We start from the raw sequence: 23,906 nt of genomic DNA, 5'->3' as shown, positions 1-23,906 counted from the left end.
CTATTTATCAAGAGCCACATTCCTCCTGTGAGTGTCAATCAGCTCTTTCACCTTATAATTGTCAAAAAGCAAAAGAAGAGGCTCCAGCCCCTTTTCTAATTTAACCTCCATCTCTTCGTTGTAAATAGGTATAATAGCATAAAAATTAATCGTAGTGCCATCTTCAGTGGTAAGCTTCAAGAAGTCTTTATCTTCCATAGTGTATGGAGGTAATAAAAGCAGGCACCCAAAATCTGTATTTGCTATAGGTGCAGCATCATTCCCATTAGGAATTGTATGCCCCTCACCCATCCAAGTTTTATATTGATGCGGAAAGCGTGCCAACATCTTCATAAAATAAATAGGCCAGTAATTATTAAAATCCTCAAATGCCTCATCGCCAATTTTCCAATCTTCAGGCAAATACACCATCAGTTCGGCGTAGCTATAGTCATTAGGGTCTTCTAAATTTTGTGGTAAATACATCGGGTAATCACTCATTCCTGTAGTAAAAAGTACGTGATAAGGTCTATCAGGCGTTGGTGCAATCCAATGCACATCTATATGCACATATTCAGGTTTTAAATCTCTGAATACACCTTCCTCTTTGCCAATATAACGCTCAAAATGAGCACAAATCTCATCACAATACACATTTTCTCTATCAGGAATTACCCAGTCACTCAAATTCTCATCAGAATAATGATACACATTAGAACCACCTTCCGAAATATAATCAGGCTCAGGTGCAAAGAAATTCGGAATACCAAGCCCGTCTTCTACGTACAAACTACTATCCACCAGCGAATGACGCTCCTCATCATAATATACAATCCCTACCTCAATACTCTCTATCAAGTCCTCAAGCCAATCTTCGAGTGAAGAAGCCTGAATATCCATAAATGATTCCTTTACAGAATGTAATAAAAGATCAATCTCAGCAATCTGTCCCAGCCGGCCATTCTTGTCAGGATTCAAATCAATAAACAAAAAACGAGCCCCATTTGTAAGAAAAGGAAGCCATTTCCCATCATAAAACTGATTTCTAATCACCTTATGCCAGCCCATATCTATTGCCTCTTCCTTATCAAAGCTAAGCGACTTCAAGTCAGATACTTCCTCCAATAATTCCTGCCAATGCCTTTGGGCAACCTTTATTTCCCCTAACGGAAGAAAACGCAACCCATCCAAAAAAAACACATCGTTATCCCCCGCACGCTGTCCATTAAACATCATATACATCTCCCGAACCACCGCAGGAAGCCTCACCCCCATCTCCGCCTCAAAATCCGCAAGCTCCTCCTCCGTAGCACCCTTGTTAAAAGTAGCCACTAAAGGTGTAGCATACTCCAATAAAGTATCCAAAAAATCCCTTACAATACTCCCCATAACCCATATACTAAAATACTAACGCACAATCGTTTGTGTCCTATCAGGCCCCACCGAAACCAGCGTAATAGGCACCTCCAATTCCTTCTCCAAAAAAGCAATATAATCCAAAAGCTCCTTTGGAAGTGCTCCATACTCCTTAATTCCCGTCAAATTCTGATGCCACCCTTTCAATTCAGTATAAATAGGCGATACATTTTGAGGTTCAATATTATAAGGCAAATGCCCTATCTTCTTTCCCTTATACAAATATTCCGTACACACCTTCAGCGTCTCAAAACCACTTAGCACATCAGCCTTCATCATCACAAGCTCTGTAACACCATTCACCCTAACCGCATAACGCAATGCTACCAAATCCAGCCAGCCCGTACGCCTACGCCTGCCTGTAGTAGCACCATATTCTCTACCCACTTCAGTCATCGTATCACCCACTTCATCAAACAACTCTGTAGGAAAAGGCCCACTACCCACACGTGTAGTATAAGCCTTAAAAATACCAATCACACGCCCAATACTATTAGGCGCAACACCCAAACCTGTACAAGCACCCGCAGCCGTAGTGTTTGATGAGGTTACAAAAGGATAAGTACCAAAATCAATATCCAGCAATGAGCCTTGAGCCCCTTCAGCCAAAATTCGCTTACCACTCTTCAGTGCTCCATACAAATACTCCTCACTATCAATCAGTTCAAAGCCACGCAACACCTCAATAGCCGCAAAAAAATCAGCCTCAAGCTCGTCAAGATTAAACTGAATATCCACGCCATAATGTCCAAGCAATTCTAAATGCTTCTCCACCAGCACACGATAACGCTCCTCAAAATCATCAAGCTCTATATCGCCCACACGCAAGCCATTACGCCCCGTTTTATCCATATATGTAGGCCCAATACCCTTAAGTGTAGAACCAATCTTAGCCTTTCCCTTAGAAGTTTCCGAAGCGGCATCCAGCAACCTATGTGTAGGCAAAATCAAGTGCGCCTTACGCGAAATCAGCAAACGCCCAGCAAAATCAATCCCATATTTCTTGAGCCCCTCAATTTCCTTCCTAAAAATAACAGGGTCTATCACAACACCGTTACCTATCACATTCACAGCACTTTCGTGAAAAATCCCCGAAGGAATTGTATGAAGCACGTGCTTTATACCATTAAATTCAAGCGTATGACCCGCATTAGGACCTCCTTGAAAGCGCGCAATAATATCATATCCTTGTGTTAGAACGTCCACAATTTTACCTTTGCCTTCGTCCCCCCACTGCAAACCCAATAATAAATCTACAGCCATAATATTTTAATCTTTATCAGTTACTTTTTCAGCTTTCTTTACACCATCACCTCCCCTACGAGTACCGTAAAAATACAAAGAATGATGTGTAATATCAATGTTAAACACCTCCTCTATCGTCTTCTGAATCGTCTGAATACGAGGATCGCAAAACTCCACAATCTCACCCGTATCCGTAAGAATCACGTGATCGTGTTGCTTGTCAAAATACGACTTCTCATAATACGCCTGATTCTGCCCAAACTGATGCTTTCGCACCAAACCACACTCCAATAACAATTCCATCGTATTATAAAGCGTTGCACGACTCACCCTATACTTCTTATTCTTCATATTCACATAGAGAGTCTCTATGTCAAAATGATCATTATACTCATAAATCTCCTTCAAAATAGCATACCGCTCAGGAGTTTTGCGATGCGCATTCTCCTCCAAATAATTAGTAAGAACCTTCCTTACTATCTCTAAACTTTCCTCTGTTGCAGGCTTATTCATAGTCATTTTATTTTGAGTGGCAAAGATAATATTTTTATTTCAATATTCAATATTTTTTTTATAAATTTGCCTCACCAAATAAAACAACCTATGGAAGAATACATACTCACCCTCATCAATCAAACAAACACCAGCCTATTCCTCACAGGAAAAGCAGGAACAGGAAAAACCACTCTTCTACACAAAATCATCAATACCACCTATAAAAATACCATCGTAGCAGCACCCACTGGCATCGCCGCACTCAATGCAGGCGGCGTAACCCTACACTCCCTATTCCAGTTGCCCTTCGCCTCCTTCCTACCCACATACACACCACCCCCAACCCCTCAGTACCAGCGGTTTGAAAACCAAAAATCCATACTCGCCCACACACAAATGCAACAAAAAAAACTACAACTCATCAGAAACCTCGAACTCCTCATCATAGACGAAGTCAGTATGCTACGCGCCGATACCCTCGATGCTATCAACCATATCCTACAACACATCCGCCGAAACAAACAGCCCTTCGGAGGCTTACAAATGCTCTTTATAGGCGACCTACTACAGCTTCCCCCAGTCGTAAAACAAGAAGAATGGAATGTCCTACAGCACTATTACAAAGGAATGTACTTCTTCCAATCACAAGTCATCACACAAAACCCGCTCCTATACATAGAGCTCGAAAAAATATACCGGCAAACCGACCCCCTTTTCATATCCATACTAAACCACCTGCGCGAAAACAAACTCACCCAGCAAGATATACAATTCCTAAACGACCACGTAAAACCCAATTTTACCCAACAAAATACCGACAAAAGCTACATCACCCTCACCACTCACAACCACAAAGCCGATACTATCAACCAATACGAAATGCAACAACTCACCTCACCCACCTACACCTACCAAGCCACCGTTATAGACGACTTTCCAGAATACATCTACCCTACCGAAAAAACTATCCAACTAAAACAAGGCGCAAGAGTAATGTTCATCAAAAACGACCCCTCTGGCGAACACCTATTTTTCAACGGAAAAATGGGTACCATCGTCACTCTCTCCGAAAACCACATCCAAGTCCTCCCCGATGACAGCCAAGACCCCATCAACGTTGAACAATACGTATGGGAAAACAAACGATTTAAAACCAACGAACTTACCAAAGACATAGAAGAAGAAAAACTCGGCACCTTCACACAATATCCACTACGCCTCGCTTGGGCAATCACCATCCATAAAAGCCAAGGTCTCACCTTTGATAAAGCTATTATCGACATCAACAGTGTATTCGCCTCAGGACAAGCCTACGTAGCCTTCTCTCGCCTCCGTTCCCTCTCCGGACTTGTATTGCTCTCCCCAATACCACAAGAAGGCATCGACAACGACGAAGAAGTCATTACCTACGCACACAACAAAGCTACCGAAAAACAAGTACAACAAGCCTGCCAAATAGGAAAAAATCAATACCTGCAAGCCAATATCATCAAAGCATTCCAATGGCAACCCCTCCTCGAAGAATGGATCATACACGCCAACAGCTACAACGGCGAAATAGGTACTAAAAATATTCACAAAAACTGGGCTCAACAACAACTCCACCAAATAGACCACATCCACCAAATAGCCCAAAAATTCACCAAGCAACTCAACACCTATTTCACCGGCTCCAACACTATCACCCAAATATTCCAACGAACCCAAAAAGCCATCTCCTACTTTATACCACTCCTATCCCAAGTGTGGTACCAAGTTATATACCAAATCCTCAAAATCAAGCAACTCAAAAAAGTAAAAGAATACACCAAAGAACTCTATGAGCTCAACGATTCCCTATCCGAAACCCTAAAAAAACTCTATAAATTACAACAAATCATACAGCTCCTACAAGAAGAAAAAACACTCACCAAAGAAGAAATAAACAACCAAGCCTTAAACGAACAATACAACCAACTATTTGAAAAAGCCCTACAACAAATAGAAAAAGAACAACTATTCACCGAGAAAACAAAACCCAATCAAGAAAACGAAAAAAAAGAAAAACCAAATACCTACGACCAAACCCTACAACTTTGGCAAGAAGGAAAAACCATCACTCAAATCGCCCAAGAACGAAAATATACCGAAAGCACCATATACAACCACCTACAACGATTAGTTACACAAGGCAAACTACCACCGACCATTATCCAGCGAATACTCAACCAAGACGAAATACAAGAGCTAACCTCCTTTTTTAACAATCAAACCGAAAATACCACCCTCAAAGATTTCATACAACAAACAGGCGAAAAATACAGCTACAGCCAGCTACATCTATTCCAAGCCTGCCACAAAGCAGCAGAAGAAAAACAAGAAACAACCTCATAAAAAAAGAAACTATCTAAACGTTTCCATTTAGATAGCCTCCTCCTATAAACTGATTATTTTAATTACTCCAAATTATAATTTATAGGTAACTCCTGCTTTTATCTCGTGACCCACCAAGCCACCTCCTATTTCTAAGAGCACACCAAATTTGTCAGTAAAGAAATAGCGACCACCAGTTTGTATTCCCCAGCCAAAGCCAGAAAAACTACTACCTTCATAGCCCGAAGGATTTGAAGCTACAAAAAATCCTAAACTCGCACCCGCATACACATCCACTTGCGAAGGCAACTTAAACAATTTATGAAAATGATAATTCCCATTAGCAAAAATACCAAATATAGAGTGCGTAAAATTAGCAGTCTCATAAATTGGGAATCCATAGTAGTTTTCACCTTTCTTTTTAAGACCCGTTGTATTGTAAAAACGAGCCGAAAGCTCACCGCCCACTGTTATTTCAGGAGTAATACCATAATCAACCCCTATAGCAACAGGAACGCCCCAGCCCGAAATACCCAATTTACCATTAAGTTGCAAGCCCCCTTTATCCAAAACAGCCTGCGCTGATGCTGTAGCTACTGTAAAAAGTAACCCTACTAAAAATAAAATCTTCTTCATTTCTTTTTTTATTTAATTTGTTATTATTCACCTTATAATAGAAAAAGACGCATAAATAATAATACGTCTTTTCCTACAATATTAATTTAAAAACCTATTTCTGGTTAAGTGGAGAGCCCTCGTGTACAATGTATGAAAGCTTAAGCGCATTCACATCTTGCAATTTCTCACGAATATCGCTCACAAGTCCCATATTTGTGTCAGCATCCACCTTTAGTGCAGTAATAAACATATTTTGTAACTCCTCACGCAATCCATCACGATAGTTTAGTATGTAATGACTCACTTCTGCTACATCTATAAATTTATCATTTACCTGTATTTTCGCATTCGCACCAAATTTAGATTGATACTTCGGTAGAGGCTTCCCAGCGTATATATACACCACAGGGTCTTTCTTGTCCAGCTTCTGTACTTGATCCGCTACAGGCAACTTATTCTGAACCATCAAATCACTATCTTTTGATTCTGTTACTGTCATAAAGAAAAACAAAAGCATAAAAATAATGTCAGGCAAAGATGCCGTAGAGATTGGTGGCAAATCACCACTCTTCTTTTTCGTAAATTTTGACATACTCTTTAATTTTAGTGTTTCTTAGGCGCAGTTTCTATCAGCTTTCTTGGGAAAAGCTCCTGCAGTTTCAATATTTTAGGCTCCAATGCATCTTTGCGCGCCTTAGGCGTACGAGCTGCACCAAACTCCTCTTCCATCTTATTGTATTCCACTTCATTAGGATACAAACGCTTTCTTTCTCGCTCACGCAACTCATTATAAGCCTTCACTAGCTCATTTTGCACCGCAATATAAGTCTTGTATGAAGTTTCTCGGTCGTTGCGCAATGATATTATAGCCTTGTCCGGATTATCAGATGAAAGGTCATTACCAGCACCTTTACAATACTTGCAGCTACCATCATCATTATTATCCAAAAAGTCTATAGCTGTTTGTTTTACATCTTTCAGCTCACTTATCTTGTTATTTATAAGCAACTGGTTGTTTTTATTCACTATCACCACCAACACGTTCTTTTCCCTTACAGGAGGAGGTGTCGGAGCGTCAGCAGGCTGTTTTGGAGGCAATTTTACAGTAATCCCTGAATTGCTTTCTATAGTTGTTGTTACCAAGAAAAATATCAACAAAAGGAAAGCGATGTCAGCCATTGACCCTGCATTTACCTCAGGTATTGAACGTTTTGCCATATTATTCTTTTATCTCATTAGTGCTTTCTTTACATTAGAAACTATTAGCGCTACTATAGCACCTGCTACTAATATATACAAAGCGATTAAACCTGTGCTTGTCCATTTCCTTACAGACTCACTTGCTTTCTTTACCTCTTCGCTCGCATTAGCTTCTACATCTCCTGATGAGAATACGTATGCCAACAATAGTACTACTACAAATGCCCCTGTATAGATAAGCGTCTTTTTCAATGCCTTAGGTGAAGACAAGATATTCAATGTTCCTGATACCAACACTGCTGCAAATGCTATCGCCAATAAAATGTAAGTAAGTGCAAATAATGCCCCCATTACACCATTTTCAGGATTATTAGCATTGTTCGATAGTGAAAGTACTGCCCATAAAATAACCCCTATAACCCCCAAGCCAAGTGCTGTATATTTTGCTATCTTATACATATTATCTCTTTTTAATGGGTGATTATTATTATTTTACTTTTTTAGCTACCAATATATCAATCAATGAGATTGATGCATCTTCCATATCGTTTACAATTGCATCTATCTTAGCGATAATGTAGTTGTAGAACACTTGTAGTATCATCGCTACGATTAGACCGAATACTGTAGTAAGCAACGCCACTTTGATATCACCAGCAATCAATGATGCATCCAAGCCACCCGCTGTACTAATCTTGTCAAACGCCTCAATCATACCAATTACCGTACCCATAAACCCAAGCATCGGTGCAATAGCAATGAACAACGAAATCCAAGTAACGTTCTTTTCTAATTGCCCCATTTGTACACCACCGTATGATACTACCGATTTCTCTACCATATCAATACCCTCTGAGGCACGATCAAGCCCTTGATAGAATATAGATGCTACAGGACCTTTTGTATCACGGCACACTTCTTTAGCTCCTTCTACACCTCTGCTTTCCAAAGCTCCTTCTATTTCTACAAGAAGTTTCTTGGTGTTTGTTGTAGCCATATTAAGGTAAATAATCCTTTCTATTGCTACTGCCAAACCAATAATCAAGCACAATAGTATTGGCGCCATATACATAGGTCCCCCTTCAATGAAACGCTCTTTGAATACTTGGTGAAAGCCCTTGCTTTGTTGTGCAGTATCTGCTACTTCTTGAGCACTAACCACTGCTACATTTACGATTAACATTGCTACTAATAGTAGCTTAGATGTCATTTTTCTCATTTGTTTAATCTTTTAAATTGTTAGTTAATAATTACTATTTCTATCGAGGCAGAGAGGAAGGGATTCGAACCCTCGATACACTCTCGTGTATATACACTTTCCAGGCGTACTCCTTCAACCACTCGGACACCTCTCTATTTCCAAATGCCAAAGTAACAAAATTTTTTTGTACCTCGCAAATTTTTTTCTGTTTTTTTTATGAAATTTCTCCTACCATACTTTCTTCAAACTTGATTTTTAGTGTTTTAGAAGAAATATTTTTTGATAATAAAATCATTAATTTTGTAATTGCCGACTCGCTCGTGATGTCTTTCCCATCTATGATTCCCATCTTTCGCAACCCTTCACTCGCCTCATACTTGCCCATTATCACACTACCGCCAGAGCATTGTGTAACATTTACTATGTGTATCCCTCTCCCTATAGCTCCTTCCAATGCCTTCAAAAAATCCTCATTGGTAGGCGCATTCCCCGAACCATAAGTCTCAAGTACTACCGCCTTCAAACCCTCTATGGCAAACACTCCTTCCAAAAATTGAGACGTAATCCCCGGAAACATCTTTATAATAGCTACATTAGTATCAAATTCTTTCCACACTTCCAATTTTTCCCCCACTGGGTGTGGCAACAAATTCTCCTTCATTACTTTCAGATGCACTCCACTCTCCACCAATATAGGATAATTAGGCGAAGCAAAAGCCCGAAACTGCTCTGCATTAATCTTCGTAGTGCGATTACCCCTATATAGTTTATATTCAAAGTACAATCCCACTTCTTGTATTACCGATACTCCGTTTTCCTTTAGGGCTGCCAATTGTATGGATGTTATAAGATTTTCCTTAGCATCCGTGCGCAAATCACCTATAGGTAGTTGTGAGCCTGTAAATATTACAGGTTTGGTAAGCCCCTGCAGCATAAAGCTCAATGCCGATGCCGAATAGCTCATCGTATCACTCCCGTGCAGCACCACAAAACCATCGTAGTGTTCGTATTCACGTTCTATTACCTCAGCCATTGTTATCCAGTGCCTCGGATTCATATCCGATGAATCTATTACCTTTTCAAACGAATGTACCGAAATCTCACAATCTAAATGAGAAAGCTCAGGAATACGCTTGTACAAATTATCAAATTCAAAGGCGCGAAGTACCCCTGTTTCGTAATCCTTGATCATTCCAATGGTACCTCCTGTATAAATCAGTAGTACTTTAGAATTATTAGTTTCCATTTGTTTTATTTTTTACAGGGTTTGCATACATCTCCAAGAACTTTTCTTGCGAAATATCCCCCGATTTGCTCCTATTGTTCATTCTACGTTCAAATTGCCTAAATTCTTTTTCGTTGTAACAATCCTTATAGGCTGAAGTCTGGTGAAGCAGGTCATACGCTATATAATTGGCAGGAAATAATTTGTATTGCTGATGTATTTCCTTATCCAAACGCTCTGCTACAGCTTGCAGTTGTTTATTCAGGTGCTTGTGTTCTTGCTCTATCACATCCAATGCTTCATTAAGTGGTTTCCCTACCGAAATATGTACGCGCCCTTTCTGCCCCAAAAGTCCTTGTATGATGTTCTCAAAATCTTCTTTTTGTGATTTTACATAGGCTACCCCTTGATGTTGAGCTACCAATGCAGGCAGTTTCAGCACATCCGTAGGGTCAAATTCATACGATATAGCCATTGGTACTAAGTGCAATTGTTTTAGGTATTGCAAAGGGGTTATATCATCAGGTGCACTCAGCGAAAGCATCTTCAGCACCCCTTGTTGCGTGCGGTCATCACCGTTTTTAGTACGCCCTTCACGCTGTGCCAACCACACATTTCTATGATGCGTAATGCAATCGTGTATATATTCCGATACCAAGTGCGAATGTTCAAGCGCCTCACGTGGTGGCAAACTCCTATAGATGATAATATTCCTATTGAGCATTGCCAAAGTTTTTAGATGCCTCTTGCGCAACAAGTTATCACCCATTGCCGAAGCTGTCATTCCAAGTCCATTCCTATGTAATGCCACATTTAGCAGCGAAGTATCCAGAATAATATCCCGATGATTTGAGATAAACACATAAGCCTTCGAAGGGTCTAAATGCTCAAACCCCTCGTAGGTAAAACCCGACATACTTTTCTCTATTGCTTTTTCCACCACTTGTACCATTATAGATACCTGAAAATCAGCTACCGTTTGGCAACTAAGGAGCCGTGCTATCCTTTCCTCCTCTGTATCATTAGGAAAGGCATATGCAAGCATCGCAGCTATCAATGAATTCTTCTTTATTCGCTGTAATGCCTGTGGTACCTCGTGGTCGTAATACGGACGTATAGACTTAAAATAATCTTCCATTTTCAAAAGTTTCGCTCTATTGTTTTCACTAAAATCAATCCTATAACAAGTGCAAAATAACAAAATAATTTTGAAAATACCTAATTAAATCTTAAATATTTTTGTAGCGTTCTCTGTCGTAATTCTTTTTATTTCATCTACGGGCAACTCATATATATCCGACAGCTTATCTGCAACTTGCACTATATAAGCACTTTCGTTGCGTTTGCCTCTATAAGGTATAGGGGCTAAATACGGACTATCAGTTTCTAAAACAATATGCTGCAAATCTATATTTCTCAAAAACTTATCTATATTTCCATTCTTAAAAGTCACCACACCTCCTATCCCTAAGTGCAGTCCATAGTCAATTGCCCTATACGCTTGAGCTTCCGTACCACTAAAACAGTGAAAAATACCAAAGAGGTCATCTCCTTTCTCACTTTCCAACACCTCAAACACTTCGTCAAAAGCCTCCCTACAGTGTATCACTATAGGCAACTGATGTTTTTTAGCCAGCTGTATTTGCCACGCAAAAGCCTCCTGTTGTTCTTTGAGAAAAGTTTTATCCCAATAAAGGTCAATCCCTATTTCGCCAATAGCACAAAAAGAGTGTGTCGGCATCAAGTTTTCTACGTGGGTGAGCTCCTCTTTATAGTTTTCTTTCACGTTGCAAGGGTGTAAGCCGTTCATCAGAAACACATAATCAGGATATTCGTTTTTTAGTTGAAACATCCGCTCTGTATAACTGCTATCAATAGCAGGAATAAAGCAACGCGTTACCCCCGCAGCTTTTGCCCGCGCTATCATCTCAGCACGATCTTTATCAAACTCTTCTGAATATAAATGTGTATGGGTATCTATCATTTGTTATTTGTATTTAATTGCCTTTCAATTTCTTCTATACTTGGCAAAGATGATTTATATTCATCAAATAATTTATAAGATGAAATTTCTAAATGGGAAACAAGTTGTTTCCCATTTAGCTTGCTCTTGTTTCTCAACGATATCTTTTCCCATTTGCCAATAAAGGCGCAGCAACTCACTATTTACTTGTATAGCGGCTTTTATTTGGCTTTGTTGTATCCTATTTTTTAAGGATTGTAGCCAATCTTTATAGTCGGTAGTATTAATAATATCATTCATAAATTATTAATTTTTAGTCGTTTATTACCTATTATAAAACTCTGTTGCCGATTTTACAAACCGCTCAAATGCCTCCGTTACTTCAGCAGCATTCTTCGTAGTGAGTGCAAACGGATTCATATGAGTATAAGGATACTGAAAATCATCTATTTCTACCTCTATATTGATATTCCGATAACCGCCTTTCAGCGTGTTGAGTGCCTCTATAGGAGGCGTTACTTCGTCTTGTTCCAATACCAAAGCTTTTATCTGATTTTCCAACTGCGAAAAGCGTTTTTCTCGCTCCTTTTGGTAGTAGTTATATCGCAACATCGTTTTAAACCAACCTTCTTCAAAATGCAAATTACTATCCTGATAATGTTTTAAGCGTGGGTCAGTTTTGAAGTTAGTACTCAGTAGCTCCGCAAAAGTTTTCTGCATCGTAATAGCTGCACGCCCGTCCATTATATATTTGGAAATAGGAAACATACGGTCTATGGTCATACCGCCGCAAAAACAAAAAAGCTTAGCGTTAGTAAAATAGCCCTTGGGGTTTGCCATCATTAGTATTACCGAGAGAAACGAACCTATAGAGTAACCAAAAAGGTCTACTGTAGCCGTAGAAGCTATAGTAGGCAATACCCCTGCTCTTAGGTCGGTAATGAGCTGTACAATATCGTTATACGTTTGCAATCCCGACCAGAATAGCCTTTGCGGATATGCGTCTAAGCGAGTACTTGTAGCAGCATTCACATAGGAAGTTTCGCTGTTGTCAAGATGTTCTTCCATACGTTTTTGGGCAATAACATACATCTCTTGGCGTGAACTCCAGCGTTCAGGCGCACGACTCATATGAAAGGCTATCGGAAAAAGGATAACCGCCTTACCCGTATGCTTACTAAGGGCGTATGCCCAAGGCAAATACTTGTCCCATTTCTTTTCATTCAGCCCGTGAAATACAATAATCACCCCATTCGCTTGGGTATCATTTATAGGTTGCACTATGTGATACTGAAAGCTGATATTGCACTCCACTTCATAGTCCACCCAGTCCAAATCGTCTTGGGTACGAGCACTTTGCGAGGTAAAAGCAAGGTTGTGCTCTTTGCAAAATAAATGTTCACTACCGGGCAAGTAATTTTTAGCCCCTTCCGAGAAGAAATTGTTATGAGTGATACGCACCCCCAAATCAGGCAATGCCACATTGTTGTTTGTATCAAACGCTTCTTTTAGTTTGTTGTGTAATTGATAGTATTCCATATTTTTATAAATTAGATAATTAGCAAATTAGCAAATTTTCACATTTGCTAATTTGCTAATTATAGGGTTACCAACCTGGGTTCTGTTTCCATTTACCTCGTTCGTAGTCTATATCATCAGCAGGAATAGGCCATACTATTTTGTGATAGTAAGCACTGCCCACTTGTATATTGAGCTCATTGTAGTCTTCGGCTGGGGTACTTCTGATAGAGCTCAAGTCCTGAGGAGTACCACGCTTTACAGGCAGTCCCCAACGACTAAGGTCATACAGCCTAAAGTCTTCAAAACAAAGCTCACGACTGCGTTCGTTTTGTATATCGGTAAAAAGGTCGTTACCTGTAGTAGTTACCGCTGCTAGTCCACGTGCTGCACGCAATAAATTCAAATAGCGCTTAGCATTCGTTTCGTCATTATTCTTAAAAGCTGCTTCAGCAGCTATGAGGTAGGTTTCGGCTATACGGAAGAGTTTTGCCTTATGTCCGTAGTAAAAGAAAACACTATTAGCAAGCTCCAATTTTTCATTCCTAGGGTATTTATTTACTGCATAAAGACTAAAGAAACCTATATCTACCGATTTTAAAAACACATCTTTGCGCCAGTCGTCAGCCTCAAATAAATCTACAAAATCTTGTGTAGGTAGCACATTAGGGCTCGCCTCTATTTGTCCTGGTATAAAGAAACTTTCTTGTTCTGATAAGTAAAGGTCATTCGTATTATTTGAAACTTCCGATACTCCAGCACTAATAGCAGCATATAGTTGAGTGATATTTTCGGTATTACTATCTTCTGTCCATATTTTCCCAAAAGCCGTTGCCGAGCTTGCTAAGGGGTAATGTCCTGTAGCAATAAGCTGTTCTGCCACTTGGTATGCTTGTGCCCAATCATTTTGGTAAAGTAATACACGTGCTTTTAGGGCTTTTACCGCATCTATGGTAAAAGTATCAGCTCCCTCCTCACCAGTTTCAGAAGCCAATAAGGTTTCCGCTTGGGCAATATCACTCAAGATAAAGGCATAAGTATCTTTCACACTACTACGAGGAGGAAAGTTCTTAAGCGTAGTATCAGTAAGAATGGGCAACCCTAAATCGGTAGCAGCTGTAGCAGCTTTGTAAGGCTTACAAAAGTGAGTAACCAAATAGGTATAACAATAAGCACGCCCTAAGTACAACGCTCCCGTAAGTCCTTTTATTTCATTTTGTTCAGGTATTTTAGGAAAGCCTTTAAGGGCAATATTTATATCCTGAATAATCAAAAAACGTTCTTTCCAAATGGTAGCTGTTGTTTCTTCTGAAGTATTAAAAAGCGACCAGCGGTGCATATTAGGCGCTTTTTCCATCCCCTGTGCAGCATTTAGGTAATCAGCTTGCACGTCCGAAGCGTACATCTGTTTTCCTTGGTTAGCATCGCGCAAGGCGTTGTACATTCCATTCACCCACAGCTCAGCATCGCGCTTACTGTTAAAGGTTTTGCTCTCATCTACCTCGTTATAAGGTTCTAAATCTAAACGGGCACAAGCCGTTGGCAACACACTAATAACCAACAGTAAAGATGTTATATATAGTATTTTTTTCATTTGCTTTTCTTTTTAAAATTTAAGTTCTACACCTATAGTAAACTGACGAGTAGGTGGGTAACCCCCGCGTGATATTGTATTTGCAAATTCAGGATCTGCTCCTGTATATTTGGTAATAGTAAAGAGGTTACGTGCCGAAGCGTACAAACGTACTCCTGTAAAGAAACGCATATCTTCAATAGCCTGTTGTGGCAACGAATAGCTCAAACCCAAACTCTTCAATCGCATATACGAAGCATTCTCCAATAAGCGCGTATCCTTCTCCATAAAGCGTGAGCTATTTAGTGCTGGTATTTCGGTATCATCGCCCTCTTGTTTCCAATAGTTTAGCAATTCTCGGCTAAAGTTTTTCGTACCAAAAACACCTGGATTAAGGGTATAATACCTATCTTCATTTATCATCCATTTGCCCAACGAATAAGAAAATGCCAAATCTAACGATACATTGCGGTATGTAGCGGTAAGCCCAAAGCCTCCATTCACTGGGGCAAACATTTTCTTATTAGTAGTTTGCATCAATTTTTTCGAATCGTATTGATAGGTAACCTTGCTATCATCTGTTTGTTGCTCCATATAGTTCTCTTTAGGCAAATACCATTGTGCATAACCATTCTTGTCTAAACCTTTAAATATAGGCATTGCCCATTGCAATTCCTCATTTAGCTTATAACCCGCATAATTAAAACTATTCGCAAAAAACTCCTTGTTTAGGTGCAACGACTTTACTTTTTGTTGATTGTAGTTCATATTGAAATACGGACGTATATTCCAGTCGTTGTTTTGGCTTCTATAAGCAATGGTAGAGAAGGTAATATCTATCCCTCGGTTCTGCATATTGCCTATATTGTCAGAAATAAAGGTAAAGCCCGAAGCCGAATTTATATAACCTCTTCCAAGCGTTTTATAAGTATTACGTTCATACACTTCTACATTCAGGTTGGTTCCTTTCATTATAGAAACATTCAGCCCCAAAGTTGTTTTTTGTTGTTCCTCCCACATAATATCGGGGTTGCCAAGTGATGAAAGAAAATAACCAGGACGCTCTCTGTAATTGTTAGACGGGCTTATAAGAGTTCTGTTGTTATATTGCCCTATAGATGAGTTACCCGAAAGTCCAGTACTAAAGCGCAAGTCTAAGCTGGTAAGCCAGTCTACTTGTTTCAAAAATGCCTCTTCTTTTAGCTTCCACATCGCTCCAAACGCCCAAAAGTTGGCATACCGGTTATTAGCCCCAAATGCCGATGAGCCATCACGGCGTGCCGATAGGTCTAAAAAGTAACGGTTTTTATACGAATATTCCACTCGTCCAAAATAAGAGTTAAAACCACTTTCCTCTTGGCTATCTTTCAATTCCAATTGTTGGGTTCCGAGACTTAGCATCATTAGCCCGTCCGATGGCTGTCCTAATGACCTTCCGCTAAACGAACGTCCTACTGATTCCAACGACTCTTGTCCTAAAAGAAAATCAAAATTGTGCAAATTCGCTATATTCCATTTGTATTCCAATAAGTTAGTATAGGTACGTTGCAAGTTCTTATTGATATTACGAGAGGCGCTTGATACTGTTTCACCTGTCCCGCGATATTCCACAAAAGAAGGCAAATTTCGGTTGTATCCCTCACCTATATTGTATTGTATCCCCAATTGTGTTTTAAAAGTCAGGTTTTTAATTGGTTCTATTTGCAAATAACCTATAGGCATAATATTCTCTCCATAACTATCACCAGGACGTTTTTCAGCCAAATAATCGGGGTGGTAAAAACCTTGTTCTACTCCCAAGATTGAAAAAATATAATCTTTTCGTTTGCCTTTGTTATCGGTAGGCGAATAAATAGGCAATGATAAAATATCGGTAGAAGCATCGCCTGCTACACTCTCTGCACTACTATGCCCTAACGAAACTGAAATTCCCGCCTTTAGCCATTCTGCCACTTGGGTATCTATATTCGCATTGAGTGTATAACGCTGGTAAGCAGAACGCGTTTTCATCCCCTGTTGGTCTAAATAGCCAAACGATAAGTAATACGAAGTGTTTAAACTCCCACCCGATAAAGATATATCGGTACGCGAAACTGGTGCATACCCGTGAAAGAAAACCTTATCCCAACGGGTATTGTGTGGGTTTTCTGCCAATATTCTATCAGTAATAGCTTCTGGTGTCGTCTCGGTATACCCCAAGCGTCTGCCCAATGAAGTAATTGCTCTTGGTTCTTTTTTGATCCAAAAGTCCATATATTCGCGGGGCGTAACCATATTGTCAAAAAACTTATTCATCACATTGGTAGGGATAGAGAAACCTAATTGGTGACTGATAGTAACATTAGTACGCTCGTTGCGTTTTCCTTTTTTGGTGGTGATGAGTATTACCCCATTGGCAGCACGTGCCCCGTAAATAGAAGTAGAAGCAGCGTCTTTTAGTACCGTTACACTCTCTATATCATTAGGGTTATACATCGTCATTATATCACCACTTACAGTAGCTCCATCCACTACGTATAAAGGTTCTGACACTATTTTAGGGTCAAATACCGAAAAATAAGTATTCAGCCCGTGTATCAATACCGAAGAGCCAGCCCCTGGTCTTCCAGATTCAGTAGTAACCACCATCCCCGCTACTTTCCCTTGTAGTGCGTCAATGGCATTAGCGTTAGGCGTTTGTGCAAATTCTTTTCCCTGCACTGTGGCTACCGATGCTACCGTACGGCTAGCTATCTTCTTGCCCCCGTAGCCCGTTACTACAGTACCTTCCAGCTCTTGCACATCGTCTTCCATTGTAATATTTATATGAGTAACCCCTGCCGCTACTTTCTTTTCTACCGTCTTAAGCCCCAAAAACGAAAACTTAAGTACATCCCCTACATTTGCTTGCAAACTGTAGTTACCATCAAAATCGGTAGTAGCACCTCGTTGGGTACCCTTCACCAAAATAAAAACCCCCAATAAGGGCTCACCTTTCGTATCCTTTACAGTCCCCTGTAAATCTACGCTTTGTGCCCCCGCTAGTAGCGGCAATAAGCACAATGTCCATAAGCAAAATCGCTTCAAAATGTTCATCGCTATTATGATTGTTTATTAATTAGTTATTTATTTATTAATTAGTTATAGTTATTTATTTATTAATTATTTATTATTAATCAGTTATTTATTAATTAATTTCTATCAAATTCTCAAATTTGCTAATTTTCTAATTTTCTAATTCCCTAATTTGCTAATTTGCTAATTTTTTAAAAACAGCCGCAAAGGTATAAAATAATTTACAAGTAACAAGCCCACATTAACATATCTTTCGTATCTTTGTCGCAAATTTAAGAACAATGAACAATAATCACAAAAACAACAAGGCTTATTACGGCAACTTCGGCGGGCAGTTCGTCCCCGAAACCGCTATGTTTGCACTCACTTCACTAGAAAACGCCTATAACGAAGCTAAAAAAGACCCCTCTTTTTCTGAGCAACTCAACGACCTACTCAAAAACTACGTAGGGCGACCTACACCGCTCTACTATGCCAAAAACCTAAGCCAACACTACCAACACCATATCTACCTAAAGCGCGAAGACCTCAACCATACAGGCGCACACAAAATCAACAATGCATTAGGGCAAGTACTTCTCGCCAAGCGTATGGGCAAAAAGAAAGTCATTGCCGAAACTGGTGCTGGGCAACACGGCGTAGCCACTGCCACCGCAGCTGCCCTTTTAGGATTAGAATGCAACATCTATATGGGCGCTACCGATATAGAACGACAAAAACTAAACGTTTTCCGTATGGAACTACTCGGCACTAAAGTAGTAGCTATTACTGACGGACTACAAACGCTCAAAGAAGCCACCACCGCTGCTATACAAGCTTGGGTAGCACAAATAGAAGAAGTATTTTACGTTATCGGCTCGGCTGTAGGACCTCACCCCTACCCTGCTATCGTCCGCGACTTCCAATCGGTGATTGGCAACGAAACCCAGCAACAACTCGCTACACTCGGCATCCAGCCGCAACACATTATTGCCTGCGTAGGTGGGGGCAGCAACGCCATTGGCATCTTCTCTGCTTTCCTCAATGACCCCTCCGTAAAACTCTATGGCGTAGAGGCTGGTGGCAAAGGTATCAATACCAATGAGCACGCCGCTACTCTCACTTTGGGCAAAGAAGGAATTATACACGGTATGAAAACCTATGTCCTACAAGATAAATACGGACAAATAAGCCCCGTACACTCCATTTCGGCAGGATTAGATTACCCTGGGGTAGGACCTCAGCACGCCCATCTGTTTCAATCAGGGCGAGTAACCTATGCCCCCATCACCGATGACGAGGCTATGGAAGCCCTCTTGCTCACTACCCGACAAGAAGGCATCATCCCTGCCATAGAAAGTGCGCACGCCTTAGCCTACCTCAGCAAACTATGCCCCACCCTACCTGCTGGGCAGCCTCAAAATATCGTAGTAAACGTTTCAGGAAGAGGCGACAAAGATATGCACACCGTATTTTCAATCCTAAAAAACGAACATTATGACTAATAATATACAAAGTATCTTCGCTCAACAAAAAAAAGTAAACATCGGCTACATCGTAGCAGGATACCCCAGCGTAGCCTTCACCAAAGAGTTCTTGCAAAATCTCAACCATTCAGCTATTGATATTTTAGAAATAGGTATCCCCTACTCCGACCCTCTAGCCGATGGCAAACTCATTTCGCAAGCCTCTTTCACAGCCTCACAAGCTGGCGTTACTACCGATACCGTTTTTAATCTATTAGCCGAAGTAAAAGGAGAAGTACAAAAAACGCTCGTCTTCTTGGTCTATTACAATCTCGTATTAGCTTATGGGGTAGCGGCTTTCATTAATAAATGCGCAGCGGTAGGTATCAGCGGACTTATCATTCCCGATTTGCCTTACGAAGAAGCCGATGAAGTAGTAAGCCTCCTCAGGGCAAAACAATTAGCCTTTATTCCTTTAGTGAGCGTTACTTCGGGTGAGAGAATAAAGAAGATAGCCCGTTTAGGTGATGGTTTTATTTATGCGGTAGGTTCATTGGGCGTTACGGGCAGCCAGCAAGTAGCCCTACCCCGATTAGCCTCCTTTGTAGAAGATATTAGGCAGCAAACCCACCTACCTATAGCTTTAGGTTTTGGAATCAAAACACAAGCCGATGTAGCACTGATGCGCCAATATGCCGATGCCGTAATTGTAGGCACCAGCATCGTAGCACTCACAGCACAGCATAGCGTAAAAGAAACTATAGAAACTATCAATACACTATTTAAAAATTAAAAAAGAGGCTATCTTTTATCGGATAGCCTCTTTTTTAACTTAAAACTTTACTTTCACAGCTTCGCGTTGCTCTTTAGTAGCATATTGCCATTGGTATTTCTTCAGCCCAAAAAGAGAAGCGATAAGATTAGACGGGAACACCACTATTTTATCGTTATAATCCGTAATAGAGGCACTCAAATATCGGCGTCCTGCTGCTATTTGTTCTTCACAATCAGTAAGCTGGCGTTGCAAGTAGGTAAATTGCGTACTACTCTTCAAGTCAGGATAAGCCTCTGCCTGCAACATAAACGATTTTAGCGATACCGTAGCCTCATCAGCCTGCACATAAGGGTTATCATTCTCCGTAATATCCCCTATAGTTTTAGGACGGCGAAGCTCGGCTATCTTAGTGAGTGTTTCCTTCTCAAAATTAGCGTATTGTTTTACCGTCTCTACCAAGTTAGGTATCAAGTCAGCACGCTGTATAAATAGCGAATCTAATGACGAGATCGCATTCTCTATCTGGTTACGCCTACGGGTGATGCTATTGTATTGTACTACTATGTATAATAGTGGCAGTACAACAATAGCAATCGCTACAATTATTGCTATCATTTTTCTTACGTTTATTTGTTATCTGCTAATTTCAAAGTATCAATCATTTGCAATTGAGCTATCAGCTCGCTATATACATCTTCCACCATTGCCAAATCTATCTTTTGGAAAAGCATAGCCGTAGGCGAGTAGTCAGCTTTCATAAGAGCATTGCCACGATTGGTAGCTATAACTATATTGTCATTATTAATACCTATATACACCTCGCCTTTGTGCTTTTCGTTCAGCTTTTTGAGGCGTTCCATAAAGGCAGGAGTAAGCACATAGCGCGCTGTTATTTGGTCATCGCAATACACTTCAAATAACTTTTGAAACTCAGGGTCTTCAAGGCGTATTTTTTCACCTCCAATATTCAAATAAGTACTTATTTCGTTGTCCTTCATATCGCCCCAAAAACTCTTTTTAGGGTGAATAACAATAGGGTGCTCAAAGGTTTTAGGCGAACGAGCCATAAAGAAATTGCCGTAGAAAGCCACATCATCGCCTTCTTTTTCGTTGCGAAAGTTCGGGCGATAAGTAACCGAAAGGTTACACGATTGGAAAGGCACGCCGTTGTATCTACCCACTATTTGGTCGCCCCCTGTGATGTTGTAACGCTCCACTTTAAAGAGGTATGACGACAAGAATTCGCCTATATTCACGTGTCCCTTTTCAAAGTATTGAAAATTATCGCTGATGTAATGTACCAACTTGCCAAACACTTTGCTTTTTACTTGGGTATAATCCCCAGTACCCGCCATTTTGTTTTGAGCATAGCGTTTAGAGAACATACTCCACAAGAATGTTACCCCTACAAAGCCCCCTATCAGTATAAATACGCCAGTAGAATTGCCTGCAGAGAACACCCCCGATGAAAACAAAAAGAACACCAAAGCCACTATCCCTATGGCAAAAGCCATCTGTATGTACAACATATTTTTGCTAGTGCTGCGCCCTTGTTCCATAGCGGTAAGGTCAGTAGCAAGATGCTCTTGGGCATAATGCCTAAATTCCTCTACAGGTTTCAAGGTAATAGGAGGCTCATTAGTTGTAGTTGCGGCACTGGTAGCCGTGGTCGCTTCTTTATTGAAGAGCTCTTTCATCACTTGGTCGTAAGTTTCGCTACCTTGTGGTGCGCTCAAAGCGCGTTTCACATCAGCTGCTGCGTATTTATAGATAGGCAATTCGTAGTTTTTGCTGCCTATAGATACCTGCAAGAGCGTTACAGCATCCATTTGAAATTTTATTTTTCCTAAAGGAATTACAGTAAGGTAACTTTCAATTTCGTTATGGATACGCGCTTCAGCACCTTGTTCCAATTGTGCAAAAAACTCATCTACCTTTTTCCTTCTATTGAATACAGTCCAAGTGCGCATCACAGGATAGTATAACGACATTACTATCACCAATGGGATAATAAGTTTGTAATAAAAAGGCTGATTTTCGTTGGCAGAGCTGGCAAGGTTGCTAGCAAATTGGGTTACAAAAGGCAGTGCGTAAAGTACCACCAAAACCACTACTATTAGAACCAAAACCGCAACCACTACAAGGTTGCGGATGGTAATTTTCTTTTCACGTTGGCACTCTTGTAGTACGAGTGCTTTAGCTTCTGTAATATTCATTATTAAATGTTTGTTTTAAAAAATTGAGGCTGCCCAAAAAAGTTTTTCAGACAGCCTCAACTATGATTATAGTTCTAATCCCGAAACTGCTTTTACGTTACCCGCTGTATCAGCTTCAAATGAGAAGGCAAATACAGGTTTTCCTGCATCTACGCGTTTGCCAAAATAAGAAGTATTAGCATTGTTGGCATATACCACAAAGCGCGTAAGCAAGCTGCCATCAGCTTGTACTTCGTATTCCAACTTATGAGCGCGGAAATCAGTAAAGTTCTTATCTTTTTCAGCAATAAGAGCTTTTGCTTTTTCTACCAAAGAAGTAAGTTCAGTAACCTTAAAATCGCTTACCTTTAAACCCTTTTCTGCTTCCAAACCTGCATAAGGGTTAGATTCTATCACTTGCTTGGTATATACTACATAAGAAGCTGCAGTAGCTTTACTGCCTTCTTTATAGGTTACATCCACCATATCTATATGGTCGTCAGCATCTACACTAAAGCCTACAGCCACTATCTTCCCGTCATATTTAGCAAAGTTATCTGCCAAAAGAGCCTGAGCATCTTTTAGCCCTTCAGGAGAAGTAAGGCTCGCATTAGTGCTGCCAGTGCTGGGCACACAGCTTGCCAAAGCCAATGCAAATAAAGCTGATAATACTTTTTTCATCGTTCTACTAATTAGTCTATTTCATATTCGCCACCGTCTACAAGTTTTATAGTAAGCGTGTAGTAGTTAGTAACGCGTTTTCTACCTTGGCGTTGAGTACCTTCACCTTTTTTAGTCATATCAATTCCGTAAGTAGTAACGATTTTACCGTCCAACTTTTCAATACTAATCTTGTTTACGTTGAAGTTTTCGTAATCTTTGGCATCTTGCATACGGCTAAGGAACTCAATAGCCCCTTTAGCTTGGCTCAATACTTTAGTAAAGTCAAGTTCAGAAACTTTGAAAAGTTCAAAGTTTTTGTTTATTTCAGGAATATTGCTAACGCTAGGGTCGCCCAAGCCTGAAGAGCTGTCGTGTTTTTGCACTACGAGTTTCCCACCAGCAGCAGGATCTTCGTATTTTGCTTCCAATTCGTGGAAGTCTGAGTTAAGCGCACCATTGGTTCTGATTTCTATCCAACGGAATTGCTTATCAGCAAAAGGAGGGTTGGTAAGGATTTGTTTAGCGTTGTTGATAGAAACTTCGCTAAGGAGTTCCTCACCAAATGGTGTGTTTTTTTTACCACAAGCGGTAAGTACAAGGGCGATGATAAGCCCAGCCAAAAAAGTCACTTTTTTCATTCTGAAATGTTTTTAAAATTTTCTGCGGCAAAGATACAACTTTTTTCCAATAAACTATCAAAAAAATTGATGTTTAAATCGTTTTTTTTTATTAACATTTTTTAACACTGATTTTCAATAAATTATAGCTATAATATAGATTATATTTATAATGCAACTCGCACTCCCACTTTGTCAAACTTTCAGAGTTTGACAAAGTTGTTCAACCTTCGCTCAACCTTCGCTCAACCTTCGTCACATACTCGGCTGTGCCAGCTCGCCGACTTTCCTTCGCTTATCCTTCGCTTATCCTTCGCTTACTATGCGCCACACACTTTGTCAAACTTTCAGAGTTTGACAAAGTTGTTCAAC

At 40.2% G+C, this 23,906-nt stretch carries 22 protein-coding genes and 1 tRNA gene; 3 read left to right on the top strand and 20 right to left on the bottom strand.

Annotated features, from left to right (window positions below):
• Genes HMPREF9075_RS10570 through HMPREF9075_RS10560 form a run of 3 tightly spaced genes read right to left on the bottom strand, consistent with a single transcriptional unit; the run spans nt 1 to nt 3,159 of the window.
• On the bottom strand, nt 1-1,368 hold the full coding sequence (locus HMPREF9075_RS10570) for a suppressor of fused domain protein (protein WP_009416591.1): 1,368 nt from the start codon (nt 1,366-1,368) through the stop codon (nt 1-3).
• 18 nt (nt 1,369-1,386) lie between these two features.
• On the bottom strand, nt 1,387-2,658 hold the full coding sequence (locus HMPREF9075_RS10565; protein ID WP_009416590.1) for an adenylosuccinate synthase: 1,272 nt from the start codon (nt 2,656-2,658) through the stop codon (nt 1,387-1,389).
• Nucleotides 2,659-2,664: 6 nt separating this feature from the next.
• Nucleotides 2,665-3,159, bottom strand: coding sequence for a Fur family transcriptional regulator (locus HMPREF9075_RS10560; protein WP_009416589.1), 495 nt, complete (start codon nt 3,157-3,159; stop codon nt 2,665-2,667).
• 84 nt (nt 3,160-3,243) lie between these two features.
• On the opposite strand from HMPREF9075_RS10560, the gene HMPREF9075_RS10555 reads away from it, so the two are divergent.
• Nucleotides 3,244-5,508 carry a helix-turn-helix domain-containing protein gene (locus HMPREF9075_RS10555; RefSeq protein WP_034557578.1) on the top strand — a complete coding sequence of 755 codons (2,265 nt, stop codon included), beginning with the start codon at nt 3,244-3,246 and terminating at the stop codon, nt 5,506-5,508.
• Nucleotides 5,509-5,580: 72 nt separating this feature from the next.
• Here the strand turns inward: HMPREF9075_RS10555 and HMPREF9075_RS10550 are convergent, their stop codons facing one another.
• The 13 genes from HMPREF9075_RS10550 to HMPREF9075_RS10490 form a co-directional block, all read right to left on the bottom strand.
• Nucleotides 5,581-6,123 (bottom strand): outer membrane beta-barrel protein, encoded by a 543-nt coding sequence (locus HMPREF9075_RS10550; RefSeq protein ID WP_009416587.1) that lies wholly within the window; start codon nt 6,121-6,123, stop codon nt 5,581-5,583.
• Nucleotides 6,124-6,217: 94 nt separating this feature from the next.
• Nucleotides 6,218-6,697, bottom strand: coding sequence for a biopolymer transporter ExbD (locus HMPREF9075_RS10545; RefSeq protein WP_009416586.1), 480 nt, complete (start codon nt 6,695-6,697; stop codon nt 6,218-6,220).
• A gap of 11 nt (nt 6,698-6,708) precedes the next feature.
• Complete coding sequence (locus HMPREF9075_RS10540) at nt 6,709-7,323, bottom strand: biopolymer transporter ExbD (RefSeq protein WP_009416585.1); 615 nt, start codon at nt 7,321-7,323, stop codon at nt 6,709-6,711.
• 9 nt (nt 7,324-7,332) lie between these two features.
• A complete protein-coding gene (locus tag HMPREF9075_RS10535) occupies nt 7,333-7,764 on the bottom strand; it encodes a hypothetical protein (RefSeq protein WP_009416584.1) in 432 nt (143 codons plus the stop codon).
• A 28-nt stretch (nt 7,765-7,792) separates the two neighbouring features.
• Complete coding sequence (locus tag HMPREF9075_RS10530; RefSeq protein WP_009416583.1) at nt 7,793-8,524, bottom strand: MotA/TolQ/ExbB proton channel family protein; 732 nt, start codon at nt 8,522-8,524, stop codon at nt 7,793-7,795.
• Nucleotides 8,525-8,573: 49 nt separating this feature from the next.
• Nucleotides 8,574-8,660, bottom strand: a tRNA-Ser gene (locus HMPREF9075_RS10525).
• 60 nt (nt 8,661-8,720) lie between these two features.
• Nucleotides 8,721-9,752: an asparaginase gene (locus HMPREF9075_RS10520; protein WP_009416582.1), complete on the bottom strand. Its 1,032-nt coding sequence runs from the start codon at nt 9,750-9,752 to the stop codon at nt 8,721-8,723.
• Entirely contained in the window at nt 9,742-10,869 is a 1,128-nt protein-coding gene (locus HMPREF9075_RS10515) for a 1-acyl-sn-glycerol-3-phosphate acyltransferase (RefSeq protein WP_009416581.1), read from the bottom strand. The genes HMPREF9075_RS10520 and HMPREF9075_RS10515 overlap by 11 nt, the downstream gene beginning before the upstream one ends.
• 84 nt (nt 10,870-10,953) lie before the next feature.
• Complete coding sequence (locus tag HMPREF9075_RS10510; RefSeq protein ID WP_009416580.1) at nt 10,954-11,715, bottom strand: TatD family hydrolase; 762 nt, start codon at nt 11,713-11,715, stop codon at nt 10,954-10,956.
• A 72-nt stretch (nt 11,716-11,787) separates the two neighbouring features.
• Nucleotides 11,788-11,994, bottom strand: coding sequence for a DUF1016 N-terminal domain-containing protein (locus tag HMPREF9075_RS10505; RefSeq protein WP_009416579.1), 207 nt, complete (start codon nt 11,992-11,994; stop codon nt 11,788-11,790).
• 24 nt (nt 11,995-12,018) lie between these two features.
• Complete coding sequence (locus tag HMPREF9075_RS10500) at nt 12,019-13,233, bottom strand: DUF6051 family protein (protein WP_009416578.1); 1,215 nt, start codon at nt 13,231-13,233, stop codon at nt 12,019-12,021.
• Between the two features lie 67 nt (nt 13,234-13,300).
• Nucleotides 13,301-14,806 (bottom strand): RagB/SusD family nutrient uptake outer membrane protein, encoded by a 1,506-nt coding sequence (locus HMPREF9075_RS10495; RefSeq protein ID WP_009416577.1) that lies wholly within the window; start codon nt 14,804-14,806, stop codon nt 13,301-13,303.
• Between the two features lie 12 nt (nt 14,807-14,818).
• Nucleotides 14,819-17,860, bottom strand: coding sequence for a SusC/RagA family TonB-linked outer membrane protein (locus tag HMPREF9075_RS10490; RefSeq protein ID WP_034557556.1), 3,042 nt, complete (start codon nt 17,858-17,860; stop codon nt 14,819-14,821).
• Between the two features lie 260 nt (nt 17,861-18,120).
• On the opposite strand from HMPREF9075_RS10490, the gene trpB reads away from it, so the two are divergent.
• On the top strand, nt 18,121-19,323 hold the full coding sequence (gene trpB / locus HMPREF9075_RS10485; protein ID WP_009416575.1) for a tryptophan synthase subunit beta: 1,203 nt from the start codon (nt 18,121-18,123) through the stop codon (nt 19,321-19,323).
• Entirely contained in the window at nt 19,316-20,077 is a 762-nt protein-coding gene (trpA, locus tag HMPREF9075_RS10480; protein WP_009416574.1) for a tryptophan synthase subunit alpha, read from the top strand. The genes trpB and trpA overlap by 8 nt, the downstream gene beginning before the upstream one ends.
• Nucleotides 20,078-20,116: 39 nt before the next feature.
• On the opposite strand, the gene HMPREF9075_RS10475 is transcribed toward trpA, so the two are convergent.
• From HMPREF9075_RS10475 to HMPREF9075_RS10460, 4 genes are all read right to left on the bottom strand, one after another.
• Nucleotides 20,117-20,674: a LemA family protein gene (locus HMPREF9075_RS10475; protein WP_009416573.1), complete on the bottom strand. Its 558-nt coding sequence runs from the start codon at nt 20,672-20,674 to the stop codon at nt 20,117-20,119.
• 11 nt (nt 20,675-20,685) lie between these two features.
• Nucleotides 20,686-22,275, bottom strand: coding sequence for a DUF3137 domain-containing protein (locus tag HMPREF9075_RS10470; protein WP_009416572.1), 1,590 nt, complete (start codon nt 22,273-22,275; stop codon nt 20,686-20,688).
• Nucleotides 22,276-22,341: 66 nt separating this feature from the next.
• The gene (locus tag HMPREF9075_RS10465) at nt 22,342-22,935 is read right to left on the bottom strand and encodes a hypothetical protein (protein WP_009416571.1); all 594 of its coding nucleotides are present in this window, start codon (nt 22,933-22,935) and stop codon (nt 22,342-22,344) included.
• Nucleotides 22,936-22,946: 11 nt separating this feature from the next.
• Nucleotides 22,947-23,555 carry a hypothetical protein gene (locus HMPREF9075_RS10460; RefSeq protein ID WP_009416570.1) on the bottom strand — a complete coding sequence of 203 codons (609 nt, stop codon included), beginning with the start codon at nt 23,553-23,555 and terminating at the stop codon, nt 22,947-22,949.
• Nucleotides 23,556-23,906: the final 351 nt, after the last annotated feature.

Source organism: Capnocytophaga sp. oral taxon 332 str. F0381, assembly GCF_000318275.2.
In the GTDB taxonomy this organism is placed as follows: Bacteria; Bacteroidota; Bacteroidia; order Flavobacteriales; family Flavobacteriaceae; genus Capnocytophaga; species Capnocytophaga bilenii.
Note: the sequence above shows the minus strand (reverse complement) of the source record. Positions and strands in the feature narration are given on the sequence as shown.

What these genes read in the sequence shown, in the direction of transcription:
- HMPREF9075_RS10505 (WP_009416579.1), bottom strand. Translation starts at nt 11,994, where the DNA reads ATGAATGATATTATTAATACTACCGACTATAAAGATTGGCTACAATCC.
- HMPREF9075_RS10500 (WP_009416578.1), bottom strand. Translation starts at nt 13,233, where the DNA reads ATGGAATACTATCAATTACACAACAAACTAAAAGAAGCGTTTGATACA.
- HMPREF9075_RS10510 (WP_009416580.1), bottom strand. Translation starts at nt 11,715, where the DNA reads ATGATAGATACCCATACACATTTATATTCAGAAGAGTTTGATAAAGAT.
- HMPREF9075_RS10555 (WP_034557578.1), top strand. Translation starts at nt 3,244, where the DNA reads ATGGAAGAATACATACTCACCCTCATCAATCAAACAAACACCAGCCTA.
- HMPREF9075_RS10475 (WP_009416573.1), bottom strand. Translation starts at nt 20,674, where the DNA reads ATGATAGCAATAATTGTAGCGATTGCTATTGTTGTACTGCCACTATTA.
- HMPREF9075_RS10540 (WP_009416585.1), bottom strand. Translation starts at nt 7,323, where the DNA reads ATGGCAAAACGTTCAATACCTGAGGTAAATGCAGGGTCAATGGCTGAC.
- trpB (WP_009416575.1), top strand. Translation starts at nt 18,121, where the DNA reads ATGAACAATAATCACAAAAACAACAAGGCTTATTACGGCAACTTCGGC.
- trpA (WP_009416574.1), top strand. Translation starts at nt 19,316, where the DNA reads ATGACTAATAATATACAAAGTATCTTCGCTCAACAAAAAAAAGTAAAC.
- HMPREF9075_RS10530 (WP_009416583.1), bottom strand. Translation starts at nt 8,524, where the DNA reads ATGAGAAAAATGACATCTAAGCTACTATTAGTAGCAATGTTAATCGTA.
- HMPREF9075_RS10565 (WP_009416590.1), bottom strand. Translation starts at nt 2,658, where the DNA reads ATGGCTGTAGATTTATTATTGGGTTTGCAGTGGGGGGACGAAGGCAAA.
- HMPREF9075_RS10560 (WP_009416589.1), bottom strand. Translation starts at nt 3,159, where the DNA reads ATGACTATGAATAAGCCTGCAACAGAGGAAAGTTTAGAGATAGTAAGG.
- HMPREF9075_RS10465 (WP_009416571.1), bottom strand. Translation starts at nt 22,935, where the DNA reads ATGAAAAAAGTATTATCAGCTTTATTTGCATTGGCTTTGGCAAGCTGT.
- HMPREF9075_RS10550 (WP_009416587.1), bottom strand. Translation starts at nt 6,123, where the DNA reads ATGAAGAAGATTTTATTTTTAGTAGGGTTACTTTTTACAGTAGCTACA.
- HMPREF9075_RS10515 (WP_009416581.1), bottom strand. Translation starts at nt 10,869, where the DNA reads ATGGAAGATTATTTTAAGTCTATACGTCCGTATTACGACCACGAGGTA.
- HMPREF9075_RS10570 (WP_009416591.1), bottom strand. Translation starts at nt 1,368, where the DNA reads ATGGGGAGTATTGTAAGGGATTTTTTGGATACTTTATTGGAGTATGCT.
- HMPREF9075_RS10535 (WP_009416584.1), bottom strand. Translation starts at nt 7,764, where the DNA reads ATGTATAAGATAGCAAAATATACAGCACTTGGCTTGGGGGTTATAGGG.
- HMPREF9075_RS10545 (WP_009416586.1), bottom strand. Translation starts at nt 6,697, where the DNA reads ATGTCAAAATTTACGAAAAAGAAGAGTGGTGATTTGCCACCAATCTCT.
- HMPREF9075_RS10470 (WP_009416572.1), bottom strand. Translation starts at nt 22,275, where the DNA reads ATGAATATTACAGAAGCTAAAGCACTCGTACTACAAGAGTGCCAACGT.
- HMPREF9075_RS10490 (WP_034557556.1), bottom strand. Translation starts at nt 17,860, where the DNA reads ATGAACATTTTGAAGCGATTTTGCTTATGGACATTGTGCTTATTGCCG.
- HMPREF9075_RS10520 (WP_009416582.1), bottom strand. Translation starts at nt 9,752, where the DNA reads ATGGAAACTAATAATTCTAAAGTACTACTGATTTATACAGGAGGTACC.
- HMPREF9075_RS10495 (WP_009416577.1), bottom strand. Translation starts at nt 14,806, where the DNA reads ATGAAAAAAATACTATATATAACATCTTTACTGTTGGTTATTAGTGTG.
- HMPREF9075_RS10460 (WP_009416570.1), bottom strand. Translation starts at nt 23,555, where the DNA reads ATGAAAAAAGTGACTTTTTTGGCTGGGCTTATCATCGCCCTTGTACTT.